The 18331-nt window shown below is 73.8% G+C and carries 15 protein-coding genes; 7 read left to right on the top strand and 8 right to left on the bottom strand.

Annotated features, from left to right (window positions below; genetic code table 11):
- Nucleotides 1-61 precede the first annotated feature (61 nt).
- Nucleotides 62-1324 (top strand): cytochrome P450, encoded by a 1263-nt coding sequence (locus tag ACZ7DL_RS24350; protein ID WP_470776975.1) that lies wholly within the window; start codon nucleotides 62-64, stop codon nucleotides 1322-1324.
- Nucleotides 1321-2112: an enoyl-CoA hydratase/isomerase family protein gene (locus ACZ7DL_RS24345; RefSeq protein ID WP_470776973.1), complete on the top strand. Its 792-nt coding sequence runs from the start codon at nucleotides 1321-1323 to the stop codon at nucleotides 2110-2112. Before ACZ7DL_RS24350 ends, ACZ7DL_RS24345 begins: the two co-directional genes overlap by 4 nt.
- On the opposite strand, the gene ACZ7DL_RS24340 is transcribed toward ACZ7DL_RS24345, so the two are convergent.
- Both ACZ7DL_RS24340 and ACZ7DL_RS24335 read right to left on the bottom strand, forming a co-directional pair.
- Nucleotides 2113-2586 carry an SRPBCC family protein gene (locus tag ACZ7DL_RS24340; RefSeq protein WP_470776971.1) on the bottom strand — a complete coding sequence of 158 codons (474 nt, stop codon included), beginning with the start codon at nucleotides 2584-2586 and terminating at the stop codon, nucleotides 2113-2115.
- A gap of 69 nt (nucleotides 2587-2655) precedes the next feature.
- Nucleotides 2656-3486, bottom strand: a complete 831-nt coding sequence (locus tag ACZ7DL_RS24335) for a DeoR/GlpR family DNA-binding transcription regulator (protein ID WP_470776969.1) — start codon at nucleotides 3484-3486, stop codon at nucleotides 2656-2658.
- A gap of 291 nt (nucleotides 3487-3777) precedes the next feature.
- Between ACZ7DL_RS24335 and ACZ7DL_RS24330 the strand changes: the two genes are divergently transcribed.
- Complete coding sequence (locus ACZ7DL_RS24330) at nucleotides 3778-6207, top strand: hypothetical protein (RefSeq protein WP_470776967.1); 2430 nt, start codon at nucleotides 3778-3780, stop codon at nucleotides 6205-6207.
- Between the two features lie 18 nt (nucleotides 6208-6225).
- Here ACZ7DL_RS24330 and ACZ7DL_RS24325 read toward each other — a convergent pair whose 3' ends face one another.
- The 4 genes from ACZ7DL_RS24325 to ACZ7DL_RS24310 all read right to left on the bottom strand — a co-directional run bounded on the left by ACZ7DL_RS24325 (nucleotide 6226) and on the right by ACZ7DL_RS24310 (nucleotide 11017).
- The gene (locus ACZ7DL_RS24325) at nucleotides 6226-8664 is read right to left on the bottom strand and encodes a right-handed parallel beta-helix repeat-containing protein (RefSeq protein WP_470776966.1); all 2439 of its coding nucleotides are present in this window, start codon (nucleotides 8662-8664) and stop codon (nucleotides 6226-6228) included.
- Between the two features lie 229 nt (nucleotides 8665-8893).
- Complete coding sequence (locus ACZ7DL_RS24320) at nucleotides 8894-9499, bottom strand: Rv1733c family protein (protein WP_470776964.1); 606 nt, start codon at nucleotides 9497-9499, stop codon at nucleotides 8894-8896.
- Between the two features lie 207 nt (nucleotides 9500-9706).
- A complete protein-coding gene (locus ACZ7DL_RS24315; protein ID WP_470776962.1) occupies nucleotides 9707-10531 on the bottom strand; it encodes an MOSC domain-containing protein in 825 nt (274 codons plus the stop codon).
- Nucleotides 10532-10576: 45 nt separating this feature from the next.
- A complete protein-coding gene (locus tag ACZ7DL_RS24310; protein WP_470776960.1) occupies nucleotides 10577-11017 on the bottom strand; it encodes a DUF6643 family protein in 441 nt (146 codons plus the stop codon).
- 294 nt (nucleotides 11018-11311) lie between these two features.
- On the opposite strand from ACZ7DL_RS24310, the gene ACZ7DL_RS24305 reads away from it, so the two are divergent.
- Nucleotides 11312-12622, top strand: a complete 1311-nt coding sequence (locus ACZ7DL_RS24305) for a TerD family protein (RefSeq protein ID WP_470777270.1) — start codon at nucleotides 11312-11314, stop codon at nucleotides 12620-12622.
- Nucleotides 12623-12628: 6 nt separating this feature from the next.
- Here ACZ7DL_RS24305 and ACZ7DL_RS24300 read toward each other — a convergent pair whose 3' ends face one another.
- A complete protein-coding gene (locus ACZ7DL_RS24300) occupies nucleotides 12629-13822 on the bottom strand; it encodes a glycosyltransferase (RefSeq protein WP_470776959.1) in 1194 nt (397 codons plus the stop codon).
- A 39-nt stretch (nucleotides 13823-13861) separates the two neighbouring features.
- On the opposite strand from ACZ7DL_RS24300, the gene ACZ7DL_RS24295 reads away from it, so the two are divergent.
- A complete protein-coding gene (locus ACZ7DL_RS24295; protein ID WP_470776958.1) occupies nucleotides 13862-14647 on the top strand; it encodes a glutamate racemase in 786 nt (261 codons plus the stop codon).
- A 105-nt stretch (nucleotides 14648-14752) separates the two neighbouring features.
- Nucleotides 14753-15298 (top strand): hypothetical protein, encoded by a 546-nt coding sequence (locus ACZ7DL_RS24290; protein WP_470776956.1) that lies wholly within the window; start codon nucleotides 14753-14755, stop codon nucleotides 15296-15298.
- Nucleotides 15299-15411: 113 nt separating this feature from the next.
- Here the strand turns inward: ACZ7DL_RS24290 and ACZ7DL_RS24285 are convergent, their stop codons facing one another.
- Complete coding sequence (locus ACZ7DL_RS24285; protein ID WP_470776955.1) at nucleotides 15412-16380, bottom strand: O-antigen ligase family protein; 969 nt, start codon at nucleotides 16378-16380, stop codon at nucleotides 15412-15414.
- A gap of 337 nt (nucleotides 16381-16717) precedes the next feature.
- On the opposite strand from ACZ7DL_RS24285, the gene lnt reads away from it, so the two are divergent.
- Nucleotides 16718-18328 (top strand): apolipoprotein N-acyltransferase, encoded by a 1611-nt coding sequence (gene lnt / locus ACZ7DL_RS24280; protein ID WP_470776953.1) that lies wholly within the window; start codon nucleotides 16718-16720, stop codon nucleotides 18326-18328.
- The last annotated feature ends 3 nt before the right edge of the window (nucleotides 18329-18331 follow it).

The following is an 18331-nucleotide window of genomic DNA, read 5'->3' as shown; positions in this document are numbered from 1 at the left end:
AGGAGAGGGGAAGGGTAGGTTCCGGCGGTAACGGTAGCGCCCAGCCATAAAGGAGCTTCGCGTGACCGCCGTTGGCGTCATACGCGGTACCCCCACCGACCGCCGAGCCGTCATCCCCCTCCTTCGTCGCCTCCGCTCCGAGGAGGGCCAGGCCGATCCCCTGCCCGTCTGGGACGAGCTGCGCGCCCTGGGGGAAGTGGTGCCTGCTCCCTGGGGCGGGTACTTCGTGACCGGCTTCGAGCTCTGCAGCGAGATCCTGCGCGGCAGGAACTGGCTCGTACCGGACTTCGACTGGCAGCAGCGCCGGCCGGACCCGGCACGCTGGCAGGACCCGGCGACGCGGGAGATGACGCGGACGCTCTCCCGGCTCAACCCGCCGGAGCACACCCTCCGGCGCCGCGCCCTGGGCAACCTCTTCGACCGCGGCACCCTCGAGGCCCTGCGGCCGCACATCGCCGCCCACGTCACCCGGCTCCTGGACCGACTGGACGCAGAGGTGCACGCCAACGGCGAGGCCGACTTCGTCGGCACGGTCGCCGACCAGCTCCCGATCCACACCGTCGGCCACTGGCTCGCCATCCCGGCCGAGCACTACCCGCACATCCTGGACTTCACCCACCGGCAGGTCCACGCCCAGGAACTGATCCCCACCAAGAGCGAACTGGCGATCTCGGCCCAGGCCACCCTGGAGATGAGGGCCTTCTTCACCGACCTCCTCGCGCACCGCCGCGCCCACCCCGGCAACGACATCCTCTCGGGCTGGATCCGCTACTGGGACGCCCACTACCCCGACGACCGCGCGGCAGCGGACCAGATGCTGTACGACCTGACGATGTTCATCACCATCGCCTCCCTGGAGACCACCGCGACCCTGCTGGCCAACCTCGTGTGGTTCCTGACCCAGGACCCCGTCCAGGCCGACTGGCTGCGCCGGCACCCCGAACACGTCGACGACGCGATCGAGGAGGCGCTGCGGTACGACCCGCCGATCCACCTCAACTCCCGCTTCGCCGCGGACGACACCGTCCTCGCCGGCGTCCCCATCGCCAAGGACACCACCGTCCACGTCCTGTACGGCGCCGCCAACCACGACCCGCGCCGCAACCCGGAGCCCCACGTCTTCGACATCCGCCGCAAGGGCGGCCACCTCACGTTCGGCGGCGGCGTGCACTACTGCCTCGGCACGACGCTGGCCCGCCTGGAGGCCCGCCTCCTGCTCACCCAGCTGCTGGAACGATTCCCCACCCTGCGGCCGACCGCGCGCCCGACCTACGCGAACCGGATGGTTTTCCGGCGCATCACCTCCCTGAAAGTGACGACATGACCACCCTCCCCCTCAAGGCTCTCCCGACCGGTGCCCTGCGGCAGACTCTGCGGACGCACCGGGAGGGCCCCGTCCTCACCGTCGAGCTGAACACCCCCGAGCAGGGCAACACCGTCACCGACGCCCTGCTGGACGACCTCCTGGCGGTCCTCCAGGACCAGGACCCGGCGGTCCGGGTGGTCGTGCTCTCCGGGAGCGGCGACGACTTCTGCCTCGGCGGGGACCGCAGCGAGTTCACCCGGCAGCTCGCCCACGACCCCACGGGCGGCGGCATCCGCCTGTCGGGGGCCAAGGCGCGGCGCGTCTGCGACGCCCTGACCGCGAACCCGGCCGTCACCATCGCCCGCGTCCACGGCAAGGCCATCGGGGCGGGCCTCGCCCTGGCGCTCGCCTGCGACCTGCGGGTCGGAGCCGAGGACGCGACCTTCCGGCTGCCCGAACTCGCCCTCGGGCTGCCCACCGCCTGGGGCGGCCTCCTGCCCCGCCTCATCAGCGAGGTCGGCGCCGCCCGCGTCCGTGAACTCGTCCTCACCGGACGCGCCTTCACCGCGGCCGAGGCCCAGTCCCTGTCCATCCTGCAAAGGGTCGTCCCCGCGCACGAGCTGGACGCGGCCGTCGCCGACTGGGCCAGGCCCATCGTCCGCCGCCCGCCGGCGGCCCTGCGCGTCACCAAGACCCTGCTCAACTCGCTGTCCGCCGCCTCCCGCCTGGCCGACGTCTCCGCGCTGGACGCGGAGCTGATGGCAGCGGTGGTGACCGAGTCGCAGCGGGCCCGCGGCACCGGCTGATCAGGGCTTCGCCAGGCGCCGGTCCAAGGAGGAAACCGCATCGCGGAAGGCGCGCCCCAGGCCCGCCCGGGCCAGCCCGAGGACGAACCGGAACGGCGCCGTCCCGTCCGCGGCGAAGACCCACTGCACCTGCGTGCCCGTGCCGCAAGGAGCAAGGCGCCACTCCTCGGCCAGGGCATGGGCCCCCGGCGCGTTGGTGACGTCGACGCGGTAGGCGTACACCTCGGGCGCCCGCGCCACGAGCACCGTCTCCTCGAACCGCGTCCCGCCCCTGAGCCGGATCTCCCGCCCGGCGCCGCCGTGGGTGGCCCGGGCGAAGGCCACCGCCGAGAACCACTGCGTCCAGCCGGGCACGTCCTCGGCGAGTGCGTGGAAGACCCGCTCCGGGGACGCGGAGATCTCCCGCGCGAAGACCAGACGTACGGGTGCGGACCCGACGAAGTCGGTTCCCACCGGGCGCAGACGACGAGCCATGGACGAGCCCCCCTGGTGTCACTCCGGCAGCGCGGCCGACCGGGCGGGGCCACCATAGCTGACGGCCCCTCAGATGTCTGCGGCCTCTTCCGCGGGTTCGCCCGCCACCAGCACACGCAGGTGCTCGGAGATCTCCTCGCGCGCCTCGGCGGGCAGGCCCGCGTCGGTGACCAGGGTGTCCACCTGCTCCAGTGTGGCAAAGGAACTCAAGCCCACCGTGCCCCACTTGGTGTGGTCGGCCACCACCACGACCCGGCGCGCGGAGTGCACCAGCCGCCGGTTGGTCTCGGCCTCCGCGAGGTTCGGCGTGGACAGGCCGGCCTCCGCCGATATGCCGTGCACGCCGAGGAAGAGCAGATCGAAGTGGAGCGTGGCGATCGCCTGGTCGGCCACCGGCCCCACCAGCGAGTCCGACGGAGTGCGCACCCCGCCGGTCAGCACCACCGTGGCCGCCCCCTGCCGCTGCCCCGAGGTGCGCTGCGCCGCGTGGAAGACGTCCGCGACCCGCACCGAGTTCGTCACCACGGTCAGATCGGGCACCTCCAGCAGGTGCTGGGCGAGGGCGTACGTCGTCGTACCGCCGGACAGGGCGATCGCCGCGCCCGGGCTGACCAACCGGGCGGCGGCGCGCGCGATGTCCTCCTTGGCGCTCAGCTCCAGCCCGGACTTCGCCTCGAACCCAGGCTCGTGGGTGCTCGCCTCGACCACCGGCACCGCACCGCCGTGCACCTTCTCCAGCACACCCTGGCGGGCGAGCGCGTCCAGGTCACGGCGCACGGTCATGTCCGAGACACCGAGCTTGCGGGTCAGCTCGTTGACCCGTACCCCGCCCCGGCGCCGGACCTCGTCCAGGATCAGGGCGCGGCGCTGCTCCGCGAGGAGGTTCTGATTCTCACTCACGTACGCTCCGGTCCTTTCGCCGCAAACCGTCCGACCCGCCCGGCGTACCGGCTCCGACCTGGAGGTTCCATACGTCCGGTAGCGCGCGGGCGTCCCATCTTTTCACGGGTCGGTGCCGGTTGCGCCACCACCTGCCCGCCCGGATGCCGACGACCGGGGACGCGCTCGCCCGCCCGCCGTCACACGGATCGGGGAGATTTCGTGACGAGAGGTGTACACGACCCCCGGACCGGACATCCTGGAGCGCGCACGACACAGACGTCAGGGCGTCACGGGGGAAGTGCGAGAACAGTGGAACGCGCAACGGAACGCACCACCGACCGGCACGAGAACCGCCCCGCCGGGCAGCACACAGACGGGCGCGCGGGGCCGGAGACCGATCTGGAACTGCTGGTGCACGGGGTCGGCGGCACCACACCCGACAAAATGCTCGGTGACCCGCGCACCGTCCGGGTCACCGGCGACGACACGGCCGCCGTGTTCCGGCGCGCAGAGGACGCCGAGACCGGGGAGACACCGCGGAAGGGGCCGATCCGGGAGGCGTACGTCTGGTGCAACCTGACCTCCGGCGACGGCAGCCGCGCCCTGTGGCTGCTGCTGCTGCCGTTCATGGTGGTCAACCTCGCCCACTGGATGCGGCCCGCCGCGCCCGGCAGGCCGCGCACCGCCCGGCTCTACGGTCTCCTCGTACGGCTGGCCGCCCTCACCCTGACGGTGCTCCTGGTGGCCGCCGTCTGCGAGGTGGCCCTGGACCTGGTCGCCTGGCAGTGCGCCGGCGTCCAGGCCTGTGTCCGCCGCCACTCCTGGCTGGACTTCCTGGCACCCGCGGCCCCCGGAGCGCCCGCCGCAGCCGGTGGCTGGTGGAGCGCGCCGGGCCGCCGGCTCGCGCTCGCCGCGGTGGTGCCGACCGCGCTGACCTGCCTCCTCTGGTACCTCTCGCACCGCACCTGGAGCGCGTACGAGTCCCACCGGCCGTTATTCGTCGACGACCCCGATCCGGGCACCGACGACCCCGATCCGGGCACCGATGACCGCGGGCCGGACACCGACGACCCCGACCCCGACACCCACGCCAGTGCGCTGGCCCGCCCCGGCTTCTGGTACGGGCGCCGCCTGGTCGCCCGGCTGCGCGCGGCCCACACCGCGGCGGGCCTGCTCACGGTGGCCGCCGCCGTCGTCACCCCACCGACCCGCTTCGACCACCGGCCAGGCGGACCCGCCGCGCTCGACGCCGCCGGCTGGCTGCTGGCCGGGGCCCTGCTCGCCTGGGCGGCGGTGGTGGTCGGCGTGGTCTGCCGCCGGGGGCGCAGCGAGAACCGGCTCGACCAGCGGCTCGACCGGCACCTCGGCCGCCTCCTGCCGCTCGGCGCGCTCACCCTGCTGCTGCTCGGCCTGCTGTACGCCGGCTGGGCCCGGCCCGGCTGGCAGTCCACCGGACGACTCCCAGGAGACCCGGCCTTCGGCGCCCTCATGCTGACCCAGGGCCTGCTCGTCCTCGCCCTGGCAGCCGTGGCCCGGCATCTGTACCGGCGCCGCCCCGACCCGCGCGCCGGGATGCGCGGCCTCGGCGGTCCCGCCGTCGCCCTGCTCGCCTGTGCGCTGGGCGGGGTGATCTCCGGCGGGCTCGCGCAGCGCGTCGCCGACTGGCTGGACGGCACCCGCGCCCTGCTCCCCGGGCCGCCCGTCCTGCTGACCTGGCAGGCGTCCGCCATCCCGCCGCTTCTCGTGGTCCTGCTCCTCCTGGCCGCCCTGCTCGCGCTGAGCACCGGCAGGCTCGCCCGCGCCGAACGCGACCGCGTCCGCCGCGAGCACCCGGGCGAACCCGAGGACCCGTCCCGCACCCGCGCCATCGCCCACGCCCGGGCCATGGCGACCCTCACCGACCAGGCGCCCCTCATCGTCGCCGTGCTCACCGCCACCACCCTGTTGCTGGGTGGCGCGGCGCTGGCCGGAGCCCTGGCCACCCGGGAGACCCCCGAGGGAGCGGCCCGCCCCGCCCACCACCTCGTCCAGGCCGTGGCCGAGACCTCGCAGGCTCTGGGCTCCTGGCTGGTCGGATTCGGCTTCCTGCTCTTCGTGACCTGGGGCAGGCGGGCCTACAAGGACGCCTCGGCCCGGCGCACCGTCGGCATCCTCTGGGACGTCGGCACCTTCTGGCCGCGCGCCGCCCACCCCTTCGCGCCACCCTGCTACGCCGAGCGCGCCGTACCGGATCTGACCTGGCGCATCGCCACCTGGACCCGGCACACCGGAGGCCGGCTGGTCCTGTCCGGCCATTCCCAGGGCAGCGTCCTCGCCGCCGCGGCGGCCTGGCAGCTGCCGCAGTCCGTACGCGGCCGGGTCGCCCTGCTCACCTACGGCTCACCACTGGAGCGCCTGTACGGCCGCTGGTTCCCGGCCCACTTCGGCCCGCCGGCGCTCGCCGCCCTGCACCACGACGTCGTCTGCTGGCGCAACCTCTACCGCCGCACCGATCCCATCGGCGGCCCCGTCCGCGTGCCCGGCGACGCCACCCCGGACGTCGACCACGAGCCCCTGCCGGACCCCCGTGTCTACGGCCGCACCCTCGACCACCCGCTCCCGGACCCGATCCTCGGCCACTCCGACTATCAGGCGGACCCCGCCTTCAGGCGCGAACGCGCCCACCTCCTGGCCCGCCTGTGCCCCGAGCTGCCGGCCCAGCGCCCGGAGCCGGGCCAGGGCGGCGCCGAAGCGGGCTGAGCGCGGTGCCCGACGGACTCAGGGCAGTTCCGGCAGGTCCTCCGCGTACAGCAGGGTCAGGTCGTCGGTCGTCGGGTCGGTGAACTGGGCGACCCGGCCCGCGTGGCGCTCCACCATCGCCTCGAACGTCTGCCGGGCCGTACGGCCGTTGCCGAACGCGGGGCCCTTCGGGATCGCCGTGAAGTACTTCAGCAGCGCCTCGGACGCGCCCGGCGTGAGCCGGTACTCGTGCTCGTCGGCCTGCTGCTCCACGATCCGCAGCAACTCCTCGGGGCCGTAGTCGCCGAAGGTGATGGTGCGGGAGAAGCGGGAGGCCACACCCGGATTGACGGACAGGAAGCGTTCCATCTCCGCCGTGTATCCGGCGACGATCACCACCACGGCGTCCCGGTGGTCCTCCATCAACTTCACCAGCGTGTCGATGGCCTCCTTGCCGAAATCCCGCCCGGCGTCCTCCGGGGACAGCGCGTACGCCTCGTCGACGAACAGCACACCGCCGCGGGCCCGTTCGAACGCCTCCTGGGTGCGGATCGCCGTGGAACCGATGTGCTCGCCGACCAGGTCGACGCGCGACACCTCCACCAGGTGGCCCTTCTCCAGCACGCCCAGCGAGGCGAGGATCTCGCCGTAGAGCCGGGCGACCGTCGTCTTGCCGGTGCCGGGGGAGCCGGTGAAGACCAGATGCCGTTTGACGGAGGCCGCCTTCAACCCGGCCCGCTGCCGGCGCCGGCCCACCTCGATCATGTCGGTCAGCGCCCGCACCTCGCGCTTGACGCTTTCCAGACCCACCAGCGCGTCGAGTTCCCCGAGCACGTCCTTCGACGTCCGCTGCGACGTCTCCGGCTCCGGCACGGCGACGAGCGGCTCCTGCCGGGCCGCCTGCTGCCCGGGGATCGAGCCCAGCAGGCCGACGGACTGCGCCACTGTCTGCACGGCCGCCTCCCGGGCCGCCGGCGTCCGCGGACCGCCGCTCTCGTCGCTGGTGCAGTCCTCCACGACCGGCCCCGATCCGGATCCCGCGTCCGGGCCGCCGTCGGCGAACTCGTACCCACCGCGCGCGCAGCGCTCCGTGCGGCACTTGCGCAACGTCGTACGGCAGCCGTCGATCACATGGAAGCCGTAGCCGCCGCTGCCGCTGACCCGGCAGCCGAGGAAGCTGCCGCGGCCGCCCGCGGAGACGTAGAAACCGGCCTCGGCGGGGGAGTCCACCGTGCAGCGCTCGATGGTCGGGTCGGCGCCCTTGGTGACGATCACACCGGTCTGGGTGCCGTCCAGCGTGCAGTTGTTGAGCGTGCCGCCGCTGCCGTGGTCACGGAACCAGGCGCCGGTGGCCGCCTCCCTGATCCGGCAGTCGTCCAGCTGGGCGGTGGCCCCGTCGCTCACCGACACGGCCGTGTTGCGCACCTGCGACAGATCGCTGTCCACGACGTCCGCGCGGGAACCCCGGTCCAGCACGAACAGCGCGTCCGGCACGTCGTGCACCCGGCAGGAGTCGAGCACGGCGGTGGCGCCGTCGCTGACCCACACCGCCGGGTAGTCGCCGGTGCTGTCGAAGATCTCGCACTGGTTGGCGTCCACCCGGGTGCCCGGGTCCCACACCGACAGGCCGTTGCGCCCGAACTGACGGACCGTCGTCCGGGTCAGGGTGAGCACCGAACGGGAGCGCAGGTCGACCGCGTTCTCCGGGATGTCGTGAATGTGGCAGTCGGCGAGCGTGAGCACCGCGTCCGTGTCCAGCGTGATGCCGTCGGCGGTGGTGCGGTGCACCTCGCAGTCGGTCAGGTGCGCGGTGGCCCGCTGGGTGACCTGCACCCCGGAGCCGCGCACCTCGTAGATCTCGCAGCCCACCGCCTCCAGCGAGGTGTTCTCGCCGGTCGCGGTCAGTCCGGGCCCGGAGGCGTGGTGCACCCGGCAGCGGTCCAGGCGCGGATGTGCCCCGCCGCGCACCGCCACGCCCGCCTGCCCGGCCGCGACGACCTCGCACTCCTCGAACACCCCGCCCCCGCCGTCGAGTACGGCGATGCCGATGCCGGCCGGGTTGTCGACGGTGCAGCGGCGCACGGTCGGGCGGGCGCCGCCGCGCACCTCGATACCGGCGGCCGACCGCGTGACGATCCGCACGTCCATCAGCTCGGGCGTGCCCTCCTCGACCAGCAGCGCGGGCGCCGCCGCGTCCTGGCCCTCCACGTGCACGTCCTGCACCACGGCCGAGGCCCGCACGGTGAGCGGCACCCCGTCCACGGGCGCGATCCGCACCGAGCCGGGTGAGCCCTCGGGCCCACGGAGTGTCACCGCCCGCTGGACGACGAGATTTTCCCGGTAGGTGCCGGGGGCGATCGTGAGGACGTCGCCGTCGGCGGCGGCCTCCAGGGCGGCGGCGAGCGAAGCGTACTCACCCGTGCGGCGCCGCCACCGCGAGGTACCGGTGTGCGTCACCTGGACCGTGCCCTGTGCCATGGCGTTGCTGTGCCCCCACCTCGTCGTACTGATGGCTCGCTGCCCGCCGGGGCGCTGCCGCCGGTGGCGGCACCGCGACCGTGCTCGGCCCCGGGGCGTGAGCGCGTTCGCGCTCACGGGAAACCTGCGCTCCGGGGTTCACGGCCCCCGCGGGTTGTCGCCGAAAGCGCTTCGGCCGGTCCACCGTAGCGCGTGCGTGCACGCCGAGTGGACCAGAGCCGGAAGGCGGTCAGCTGCCGGTGCCCGCCTTGCCCCAGTCCGGGCCCGCCCGGTCCCAGGCCTGGTCCCAGCGCGCGTACCGCCGGCGGACCAGGCGCCAGACGGTCAGGCGCCGGACGCTCTCGACCAGGGCCGCGGTCAGCAGGGCCGCGCCGAATCCGGCGAGCACGGCGTGCGCCGTCGCGGTGGCGGAGTCCAGCGGACGGGTCGTTATTCGGCCGTGCGGGTCGGTCCAGAGGCCGAAGTGGTCCCCCGGGCGCGGTGACTTCAGTTCCGCGAGGACGGGGCCGTGCTGCCGGGTGCCGTCCGGCGCCGTCCAGTTCGCGAGGACGCGACTGCGGGCCTCGCGCGCGGAGGAGGTGTCCGGATCGGCCTCCGGCAGGACCCCGCCCAGGTCCCGCACCACGGTGGCCGTGACGACGTGGCGCGCGTGCTGCTGCTGCCGTACGGACCGCTGGAGCGAGTCCTGGGCCGTGAAACCGACCAGACAACCCGTCACGGGTGCGGCCACGACGATCAGCAGCAGCGACACGAGGGCCACCCACGCCTCGGCCAGATCGGTCGTGCGGCGCAGCGGATTGCGCCGCCAGCGCCACAGCCCACTGAGTGCCCGCATGCCCCCACCCCCCTTCCGGTCCGTCATAACCCCCGGCGACGGCGCCCGCTCGCGGTCCGGACCGAGAGAGAGCGACATCACGTCCGCCGCGGCTTGTGACGCACGCGGCCTCACGAATTTCTCACGCCCTCTCAACGACCGGGTCACCGCCCCGGGTTCCCGGCCGAGCGGTCTGCGCGAGGTGACGGACGAGCCGGTGGCCGCGTACTAGTCGAGCACCCGGACCGGGTCGCCGACCCTGATCGTGCCGGCGGAGACGGGCACGAGGTTCTTCCCGAACAGCAGCTTCGCGTCGATCCTGCGGTGGCGGGCCAGGGTGTACAGCGGTTCCCGGCCGCGCGCGGCGGTGTTCTGGTCGGTGGTCGTCACGACACACCGCGCGCTCGGCTTGGGGGCTCGGAAGACCACCTCGCCGACGGAGATCCGCTGCCAGTGGTCCTCGGCCCAGGGCTCGGTGCCGGCCACGACGACGTTGGGCCGGAAGCGGTTCATGGGCAGCGGGCCCTCGTGGGCATGCGGGCCCTCGGCTATCAGGGAGTTCAGCGCCTCCAGCGAGGCAACCGTGGTGATCAGCAGGGGGTAACCGTCGGCGAAGCTCACCGTCTCGCCGGGCAGGGCGTACTCGGGCTCGACCGGGCGGCGGTGGGCCGGGTCGTCCATGTGGACCAGGCGGACCTCGACACCCAGATAGGCACTGCACCAGTCGTGCGCGGCCGCGGCGGCCGGGACCGCCTCGACCTTCGTGCCGAAAACATTGACCGGCACGGTCGTCACCGGCTGCGGCACTTCGACGGTCAGCGGCGCCCGGCCGGGCGCGGACAGACGAACGCCGCCGCCGGCCAGTGGCTCGGCGGCGGCCAGCGCGAGCCGCGGCTGCTCACGCTGTGTGACGACCTTTCCCCCGTGGTCGATCAGTGTCCAGCGTCGGTCCCCGGCCAGGCCCCAGGGCTCCACCACGGCCTCCCTGGGCGACATGCCCCGGAACGCCTTGACCGGATGGACATGGAGCGACTGCACTTCGGCGTTTCCCATGCCGCCATCGTGCCAGGCGGCACCGACAGCCAGGGTGCGCCGGCTCTAGTAGCCGCGGTACTGCTGCTGGTTGTTGTACGGGTCGTGGTAGGGAGCCGGTGCGGGCCGCGGCGCGGCCGGGCGCATGGCCTCGTACCCGGCGCCGGACGCCATCGGCCGCTGGGGCTGCGGGGCCTGCGTACCCGGGTAGCCGCGCGGGGCGCTCGCCTGCTGCGGGATGTACGCCGTGGGCGCATGCTGCAGCGGTGCGGGCTGCGGCGCCTGAGGGTAGCCGTAGCCGGGCTGCTGCGGGGACGGGGCCGCCGGGAGAGCGGGGAGGGCCGACGGCAGGGCGGGCAGGCTGCTGCCCGTGTCGTAGGCGGCGGGGACCCGGATCGGGGCGATCTGCGGGGTGCCCCGCTCGGCCACGAGCGAGTCGTAGATCGGGGTGTCCGGGAAGGAGGCGGAGTAGTAGCCGCCGCCATAGGTGGAGCGGGGGGAGGTCATGGCACATAAGTTAAGCCCACGATGTGCTGGTTGGGGAGACCGATAAGAGGGTTGTTTTCCGTGTCGGCAGGAGCCTGGGATCCCCAATCCGAGCGAACTCGGCAAAAAGGGACGCCGATCAACGTTTGAATCGCGTAAAAGGCGGGTTCCTCCGGGGTTACCGGCGGTTGACCGGCGATCTTGCTGCGCCGTTCGGGGGTGTGCGCCGTACCCGGGAATAGGTTGTGCGGGTAGGGATGACCCGGACCGCCGGGCGAAACCCGGAAGCCGACACGCGAGGGGGCGGACATGTCAATGCCGAAAGGTTCGAACACGCCGGTGCCGGCCACGGCGCTGCGCGTCGCATTGGGCTGGCGCTCCGGCCCGGGAGTGCCGGACGCCGATGCCTCGGCGCTGCTGCTCGCCGCCGGAAAAGTCCGTTCCGACGGGGACTTCGTCTTCTACAACCAGTCCGCCCATCCCTCCGGTGCGGTGCGCCACGAGGGCAAGCGGACGGCCGGCGGACGCGTCACCGACACCCTGACGGTCGACCTCGCGCGCGTGGAAGGCGCCATCGAGCGGATCGTCCTCGCCGCTTCCGCGGACGGCGGAACGTTCGGACAGGTTCCGGACCTCTGCATCGAGGTGACCGACGCCGCGTCAGGCCAGGTGGTCGCCCGCTTCGACAGCCCCGGTGCGACCGTCGAGACGGCCTTCGTGCTCGGCGAGTTCTACCGCCGCCAGGGCGGCTGGAAGTTCCGCGCCGTCGGCCAGGGCTACAGCAGCGGCCTCCAAGGTCTGGCCACGGACTTCGGCATCACCGTGGACGAACCGCAGCACGCCGCACCGCCCACGGCCCCCGCGACCACGCCACCGAGTCCCGCCACGGCCCCCGCGGCCACGCCACCGCGTCCGGGCACAACCGCCCCGGCCGCGCCACCCCGTCCCGTCACGGCGGCGGCCCCGCCGCCCGCGGCTCCTCCCGTACCCGCCGCCCAGCCGGTCCGGCTGTCCAAGGTCACCCTCACGAAGGCGTCCCCGTCCGTCTCGCTGGCCAAGCAGGGCGGCACCTCCGGTGCCCTGCGGGTGAACCTCAACTGGCAGATGCGCAAACAGTTCCCGGGCTGGGGCAGGTGGGGCGGTGGCGGCGACGTCGACCTCGACCTGTGCGCGCTGTACGAACTCACCGACGGCCGCAAGGGAGTCGTCCAGGCGCTCGGCAACTCCTTCGGCTCGCTCCACCGGCCGCCGTACATCCATCTCGACGGCGACGACCGCAGCGGAGCCGTGGCGAGCGGCGAGAACCTCACCGTCAACCTCGACCACAAGCAGGACCTCCGGCGCATTCTCGTCTTCGTCACCATCTACGAGGGCGCGAGTTCCTTCGCCGACCTGCACGCCACCGTCACCCTCCAGCCGCAGCACGGCGCGCCCATCGAGTTCTCGCTGGACGAGTGCACCGTCGCCTCCCCGGTGTGCGCGCTCGCCCTGATCACCAACACAGGCGGCGACCTCGTCGTCCAGCGCGAGGCGCGGTACCTGGTGCCGGAGCGCGGATCGAGCCCGCAGCGGACCATAGACCGCGCCTACGGCTGGGGCATGAACTGGACACCCGGCCGCAAGTGACCGATCTCAGCCCTCGTCGGGCACGGCGTCCGGGCGGGCGTAGGTGCGGCCCTTCCAGGCGGCGCCGCGCCCCTGGTAGTGCTGCACCGCTGAGTCGACCGTCATCAGCAGGTAGAGCAAGGCGGTGAACGGCAGGAGCGGAGCGAGCCACAGCGGCTGCCGGTAGTAGCGCAGCATCGGCACGTACGTCCCCGCCATCACCGCCCAGGCCGACGCCCCGGCGAGCGCGGTCGCCGTACCGCCGCCGGCCGCGCCCACGGCCACGGCGGCCGGCGGCACCAGGTAGACCAGCGCGAGCCCGGCGACCGTTCCGAGGAGCAGCAGTGGATGGTGGCGCAGCTGTGCGTAGGCGCTGCGCGAGACCATCCGCCACAGATCGCCCAGCCGCGGGTAGGGGCGCACGCTGTCCACCCGGTCCGCCAGCCCCAGCCAGACGCGACCTCCCGCGTCCTTCACCGCGCGCGCGAGCGCCACGTCGTCGATGACGGCGTGCCGGATGGCGTCCGGGATGCGCGCCTGCTCCGCCATACCGGCGTGCAGCAGCACGCAGCCGCCCGCCGCCGCGGCCGTACGCGAGCCCCTCCGGCCGATCCACCGGAAGGGATACAGCTGCGCGAAGAAGTACACGAACGCCGGGACCACGAGCCGCTCCCACCGGCTCGCCACCCGTAGCCGCGCCATCTGCGACACCACGTCGAAGCCTCCGGTGCGGGCCGCCGCCACCAGCTCGCGCAGACTGTCCGGCGCGTGCGCGATGTCCGCGTCCGTCAGCAGCAGGTACGCGGGTTCACGCGCGCGTGCCAGCCCGATGCCGTACCGCACCGCCCACAGCTTGCCCGTCCAGTCCGCGGGCGGCTCACCCGGCGACCCCACCGTGAGCGGCAGCCCGCCGTGCCGCCGGGACAGGTCGCGGGCCAGCTCCCCGGTGCCGTCCGTGCTCCCGTCGTCCACCAGGAAGACCTCCGCCCGCCCCGGATAGTCCTGCGCCAGCAGCGACGGCAGACTGGCCGGCAGCACGGCGGCCTCGTCGCGGGCCGGTACGACCACACACACCGACGGCCACTCGTCCGGCTCCCGACGGTGCGGCAGCCGGACGTCCGTGCGCCAGAAGAAGCCCTGGCCCAGCAGCAGCCAGCACCAGGCGGCCAGTGATACGACGGTGATCCACAGGAAGGCGCTCACGGCCGCAGTCTGCCCCACCGGACCGGCTCCCAAGGGCGCATCGTCTATCGTGGCCGGGTGAAGATCGCGCTCATGGACTCCGGAATCGGCCTGCTTCCCGCCGCTGCCGCGGTACGTCGGCTGCGGCCCGACGCGGAACTCGTGCTGTCGTGGGACCCGGACGGAATGCCGTGGGGGCCGCGTACCCCGGAAGACATCACCGAGCGGGCCATCGCCGTCGCCGGGGCCGCCGCCCTGCATGAGCCCGATGTCCTGATCGTCGCGTGCAACACCGCGTCGGTGCACTCCCTGCCCGCGATGCGGGCCCGCTTCGAGCCGACCCTTCCGATCATCGGTACGGTCCCGGCGATCAAGCCGGCGGCCGCGGGCGGCGGGCCCGTCGCGATCTGGGCGACCCCGGCCACCACGGGCAGCGCCTATCAGCGCGGATTGATCGAGCAGTTCGCCGCGGGCGTGGCCGTGACCGAGGTGGCGTGCCCCGGCCTCGCGGATGCCGTCCACCACGCGGACGACGCGGCCATCGACGCGGCGATCGCCTCGGCCGCCGCCCGCACCCCGGACGACGTGACCACCGTCGTCCTCGGCTGCACCAACTACGAGCTGGTCGCCGACCGCATCCGGGCGGCCGTCCAGCAGCCCGGCCGCCCGCCCCTCGTCCTGCACGGCACCGCGGGAGCGGTGGCCGCCCAGGCGCTGCGCCGCATCGGCGTGGAGCCGGCCCCGACCGCCGTCGCCGACACCACCCTCACGGTGCTGCTGAGCGGACGTGACGCCACGCTCCCCGACACGGCGCTGTCCTACGAGGAAGGCCGCTTCCTCCAGGCCGTCAGCCCCGTCCGCTGACCGGCGCGGAACGGGTCCGGCAGCCCGGTCCAGCATGCTCCGCCCGGGCCAGTCACCCTGCGCCACGCCCTACCCGCGCAGCGAAACCTGAGTAACCTCGTAGACATGAGGGACCACCCCGAGGCCGACGACAACCGGCTCCCGGACGTCTGGACCGGACGCGCCACGAACCGGGTCCAGTGGCTGCTGGCCCTGGTGGGCGCCGCGTGCATGGCGCTCGGCATCGAACTGGCCGTCGACTCGGCGTGGACCTCCGGCATCGCCCCGCTGGTGATGTCCGTCGTGGGCTGCATCGCGGCCGGCCTGCTGGTCCTCTTCGGGACGCTCGCCTTCGTGCACGTCGACCTCAAGCTCGACAAGGAGTGCGTCGAAGTGCGCTGCGGGCACATGGGGCTCCCGCGCCGCCGTATCCCGCTCGCCCATGTGGCCGGCGCCGACTTCACCGCCCACGTCACCCCCCGGCACTGGGGCGGCTGGGGCTACCGCTGGCGCCCCGAGAAGGGCACCGCGGTCGTCGTACGCAAGGGTGAGGGCATCGTGCTGCGCCTGTGGGACGGCCACACGTTCACGATCACCGTTGACAACGCGGAGTCGGCGGTACGGGTGATCCGGGAGCGGCTGCGGACGATCACACCGGGGACGGCCGGCTGAGACGGCTCGCCGAGGCCGAGCGACGCGGCGTGCCGCCCATGCCCGGTACGCCGGGTATGCCCGCCGAGGCCGGCCGACGCAGCGTGCCGTACGTGCTCTACGCCGGGCCCCGCTCACAGCCAGGGCGTGCCGTCGCCCGACCATGGCCGGGCCGTCGCCCAGCCGGCCAGGAGTCCCGCGCCTGCCGTCACCGTCGTGAAGCTCAGCGCGTTGCCCACCGAAGCGAGGGCGGCCAGCGCCGTCAGGGCCGCGCCCGCGGTGAGGGCCACCGGTGTGGAGCGGGGGCTGCGCCACAGTGCGTACAGCACCCAGCAGAATACCGCGGCCAGCAGGAACAGCCCGACCAGTCCCTGCTCGGCCGCCTGCTGCAGCGGGGCCGAGTGCGGTGTGGCGTCGCTCGGCGGCGTCCGGAGCGTGACCGGGCTCAGCTCACCGAACCGGCCGGGGCCGACCCCCAGGCCGCTGTTCCGGTCCGCCAGCCGCAGGGCGTCCCGCCACCGCCCGACCCGGTGCGCCGTGAACCGGTCTTCGACCGCCCCGGCGAGGCCGTCGGGCAGCGCCTCAGCGGCGACCGCCCAGACCGTGATCGCCACCAGGACCGCCGCCCCGGCCAGGCCGGTCAGCCACCTACCCCGGCGGCGGGCCGAGCCCGCGGCGAGCGAGCAGAGCAGGACCGCCGCGCCGGCCGCGCACCCGGCCGTCGACCCCAGCACGGCCCCGGCCGGCACGATGGCGCAGGCCAGCACCCGCAGGGCGAGCCGCAGCGCCGGGACGTCCGTCGCCCAGGCGGCACCACACGCCGCCCCGGTGGCCAGCACCAGCAGGGCGGCCGTGGCACCGGCGTGCCCGGGCGGGGCGGCGTACCAGGGGCCGGTGGAGAGCGCGGGCAGCGCCACGGCCAGCGCGAGGCCGGCCGCCGCACCGGCGCAGGGCGCGGCCACCGGCAGCAGCGCGCCGGAGACCCGGCCCGCGGCATAGCCGGCGGTCACGGCGAGCACCGCGAGCAGCATGCCCTCCGGCCGTCCGCCGTGGGCCGCCGCGGTGATCAGCGACCACCCGGCGCAGGCCCCCAACAGGATCATGCCCGTCCCGTCGGAAACGCTTCTTCGCGTGCTGTAGGCGTCCGCACCGGACACACCGGTCGCGGATCCCGTCCCCGTCGACCCCACCCGTCGCCCCTCGTACCCGGTCCCCCGACCTGTGGCATGCCAGGGCCGCGCGCCGGAACCGGCCGCGCCGCCGAGGCTGGGCACACCGTAACGGCTGACGACCGGTTCGGGCACGGGGCGCGGCGGAACACGATGCTTCCGCCGGGTGCCGGCGGTCTCCCGGGACAGGCGCTTACCAGCGCCAACCGCCGCTGCCCCGGCGCCGGACCGTGCTGTCGGCGGTGACGTCGACCGCCGTACACTCACCCGGGTGACCGTCACCGCACCTTCCGTGGACCAGCAGGACCAGCTCGAGCCGCGCCCCGCCTCCGGTGCGCGCGGCGGCCGCCTGCTGCGCCTGGTCCCGGCCGCCGCCTCCGCGCTCTGCGGAGTGCTGCTGTACGTCAGCTTCCCGCCGCGCACCCTGTGGTGGCTGGCCCTGCCCGCCTTCGCCGGCTTCGGCTGGGTCCTGCGCGGCCGGAGCCGGAAGGCAGCCCTCGGCCTCGGCTACCTGTTCGGGCTGGGCTTCCTGCTGCCGCTGCTGGTGTGGACCGGCGTGGAGGTGGGTCCGGGGCCCTGGCTGGCCCTGGTCGCCATCGAGGCGGTCTTCGTCGCCCTGGTCGGCGTGGGTGTCGCCGCCGTCTCCCGGCTGCCCGCCTGGCCGGTGTGGGCCGCAGCCGTGTGGATCGCGGGCGAAGCGGCACGCGCGCGTGTACCGTTCCGGGGTTTCCCCTGGGGCAAGATCGCCTTCGGTCAGGCGGACGGTGTCTTCCTGCCGCTCGCCGCGGTGGGCGGCACCCCCGTGCTCGGCTTCGCGGTCGTCCTGTGCGGATTCGGCCTGTACGAAGCCGGCCGGCTGATCGCCGAGCGGCGCCGGACCGGGGCCGTGCGGCGCGCCGCCGCGGCCGCCGCGCTGCTCAGCGTCGCCGTACCGGTGGCGGGCGCGGTCGCGGCCCGCGCGCTGGTGAGCGACGTGGCGGAGGACGGCACCGCGACCGTGGCGCTCGTCCAGGGCAACGTGCCGCGCTCCGGGCTGGAGTTCAACGCCCAGCGGCGGGCCGTGCTCGACTACCACGCGCGCGAGACGCACAAGCTCGCCGCCGACATCAAGGCGGGCAAGGTCCCCAAGCCGGACTACGTCCTGTGGCCGGAGAACTCCTCCGACATCGACCCGTTCGCGTACCCGGACGCCGCCGTCGTCATCGAGCAGGCCGCCAAGGACGTCGGCGTGCCCGTCTCCGTCGGCGGGGTGGTCGAGAGGGACGGCAAGCTCCTCAACGAGCAGATCCTGTGGGACCCGGTCAAGGGACCGACGCAGACCTACGACAAGCGGCAGATCCAGCCCTTCGGCGAGTTCCTTCCCCTGCGCTCGCTCGTCGGAGCGATCAACAAGGACTGGACCGCCATGGCTCACCAGGACTTCAGCCGGGGCACCGAGCCGGGCGTGTTCGACATCGACGGCGCCAAGGTGGGCCTCGCCACCTGCTACGAGGCCGCCTTCGACTGGGCGGTGCGGGACACCGTGACGCACGGCGCGGAGATGATTTCCGTACCGAGCAACAACGCCACCTTCGACCGCAGCGAGATGACCTACCAGCAGCTCGCCATGTCCCGCATCCGCGCCGTCGAACACAGCCGCACCGTGACCGTGCCGGTGACCAGCGGCGTCAGCGCGGTCATCATGCCGGACGGGAAGATCACCCAGAAGACCGGCATGTTCGTGCCCGCCTACCTGGTCCAGAAGGTGCCGCTGCGCACGTCCACCACCCCCGCCACCGAGCTGGGCATCCTTCCGGAGATCGCCCTGGTGCTGGTCGCCGCGGGCGGTATCGGCTGGGCCGTCGGGTCGGGCCTGCGGGCCCGGCGCACCGGTGACGCGTAGCCG

This window comes from Streptomyces sp. NPDC036984 (genome assembly GCF_055607665.1).
The sequence above is the reverse complement of the archived record's forward strand: the minus strand, read 5'-3'. Positions and strand labels throughout refer to the sequence as shown.

What these genes read in the sequence shown, in the direction of transcription:
- ACZ7DL_RS24345 (WP_470776973.1), top strand. Translation starts at nt 1,321, where the DNA reads ATGACCACCCTCCCCCTCAAGGCTCTCCCGACCGGTGCCCTGCGGCAG.
- ACZ7DL_RS24340 (WP_470776971.1), bottom strand. Translation starts at nt 2,586, where the DNA reads ATGGCTCGTCGTCTGCGCCCGGTGGGAACCGACTTCGTCGGGTCCGCA.
- ACZ7DL_RS24325 (WP_470776966.1), bottom strand. Translation starts at nt 8,664, where the DNA reads ATGGCACAGGGCACGGTCCAGGTGACGCACACCGGTACCTCGCGGTGG.
- ACZ7DL_RS24320 (WP_470776964.1), bottom strand. Translation starts at nt 9,499, where the DNA reads ATGCGGGCACTCAGTGGGCTGTGGCGCTGGCGGCGCAATCCGCTGCGC.
- ACZ7DL_RS24315 (WP_470776962.1), bottom strand. Translation starts at nt 10,531, where the DNA reads ATGGGAAACGCCGAAGTGCAGTCGCTCCATGTCCATCCGGTCAAGGCG.
- ACZ7DL_RS24310 (WP_470776960.1), bottom strand. Translation starts at nt 11,017, where the DNA reads ATGACCTCCCCCCGCTCCACCTATGGCGGCGGCTACTACTCCGCCTCC.
- ACZ7DL_RS24305 (WP_470777270.1), top strand. Translation starts at nt 11,312, where the DNA reads ATGCCGAAAGGTTCGAACACGCCGGTGCCGGCCACGGCGCTGCGCGTC.
- ACZ7DL_RS24290 (WP_470776956.1), top strand. Translation starts at nt 14,753, where the DNA reads ATGAGGGACCACCCCGAGGCCGACGACAACCGGCTCCCGGACGTCTGG.
- ACZ7DL_RS24285 (WP_470776955.1), bottom strand. Translation starts at nt 16,380, where the DNA reads ATGATCCTGTTGGGGGCCTGCGCCGGGTGGTCGCTGATCACCGCGGCG.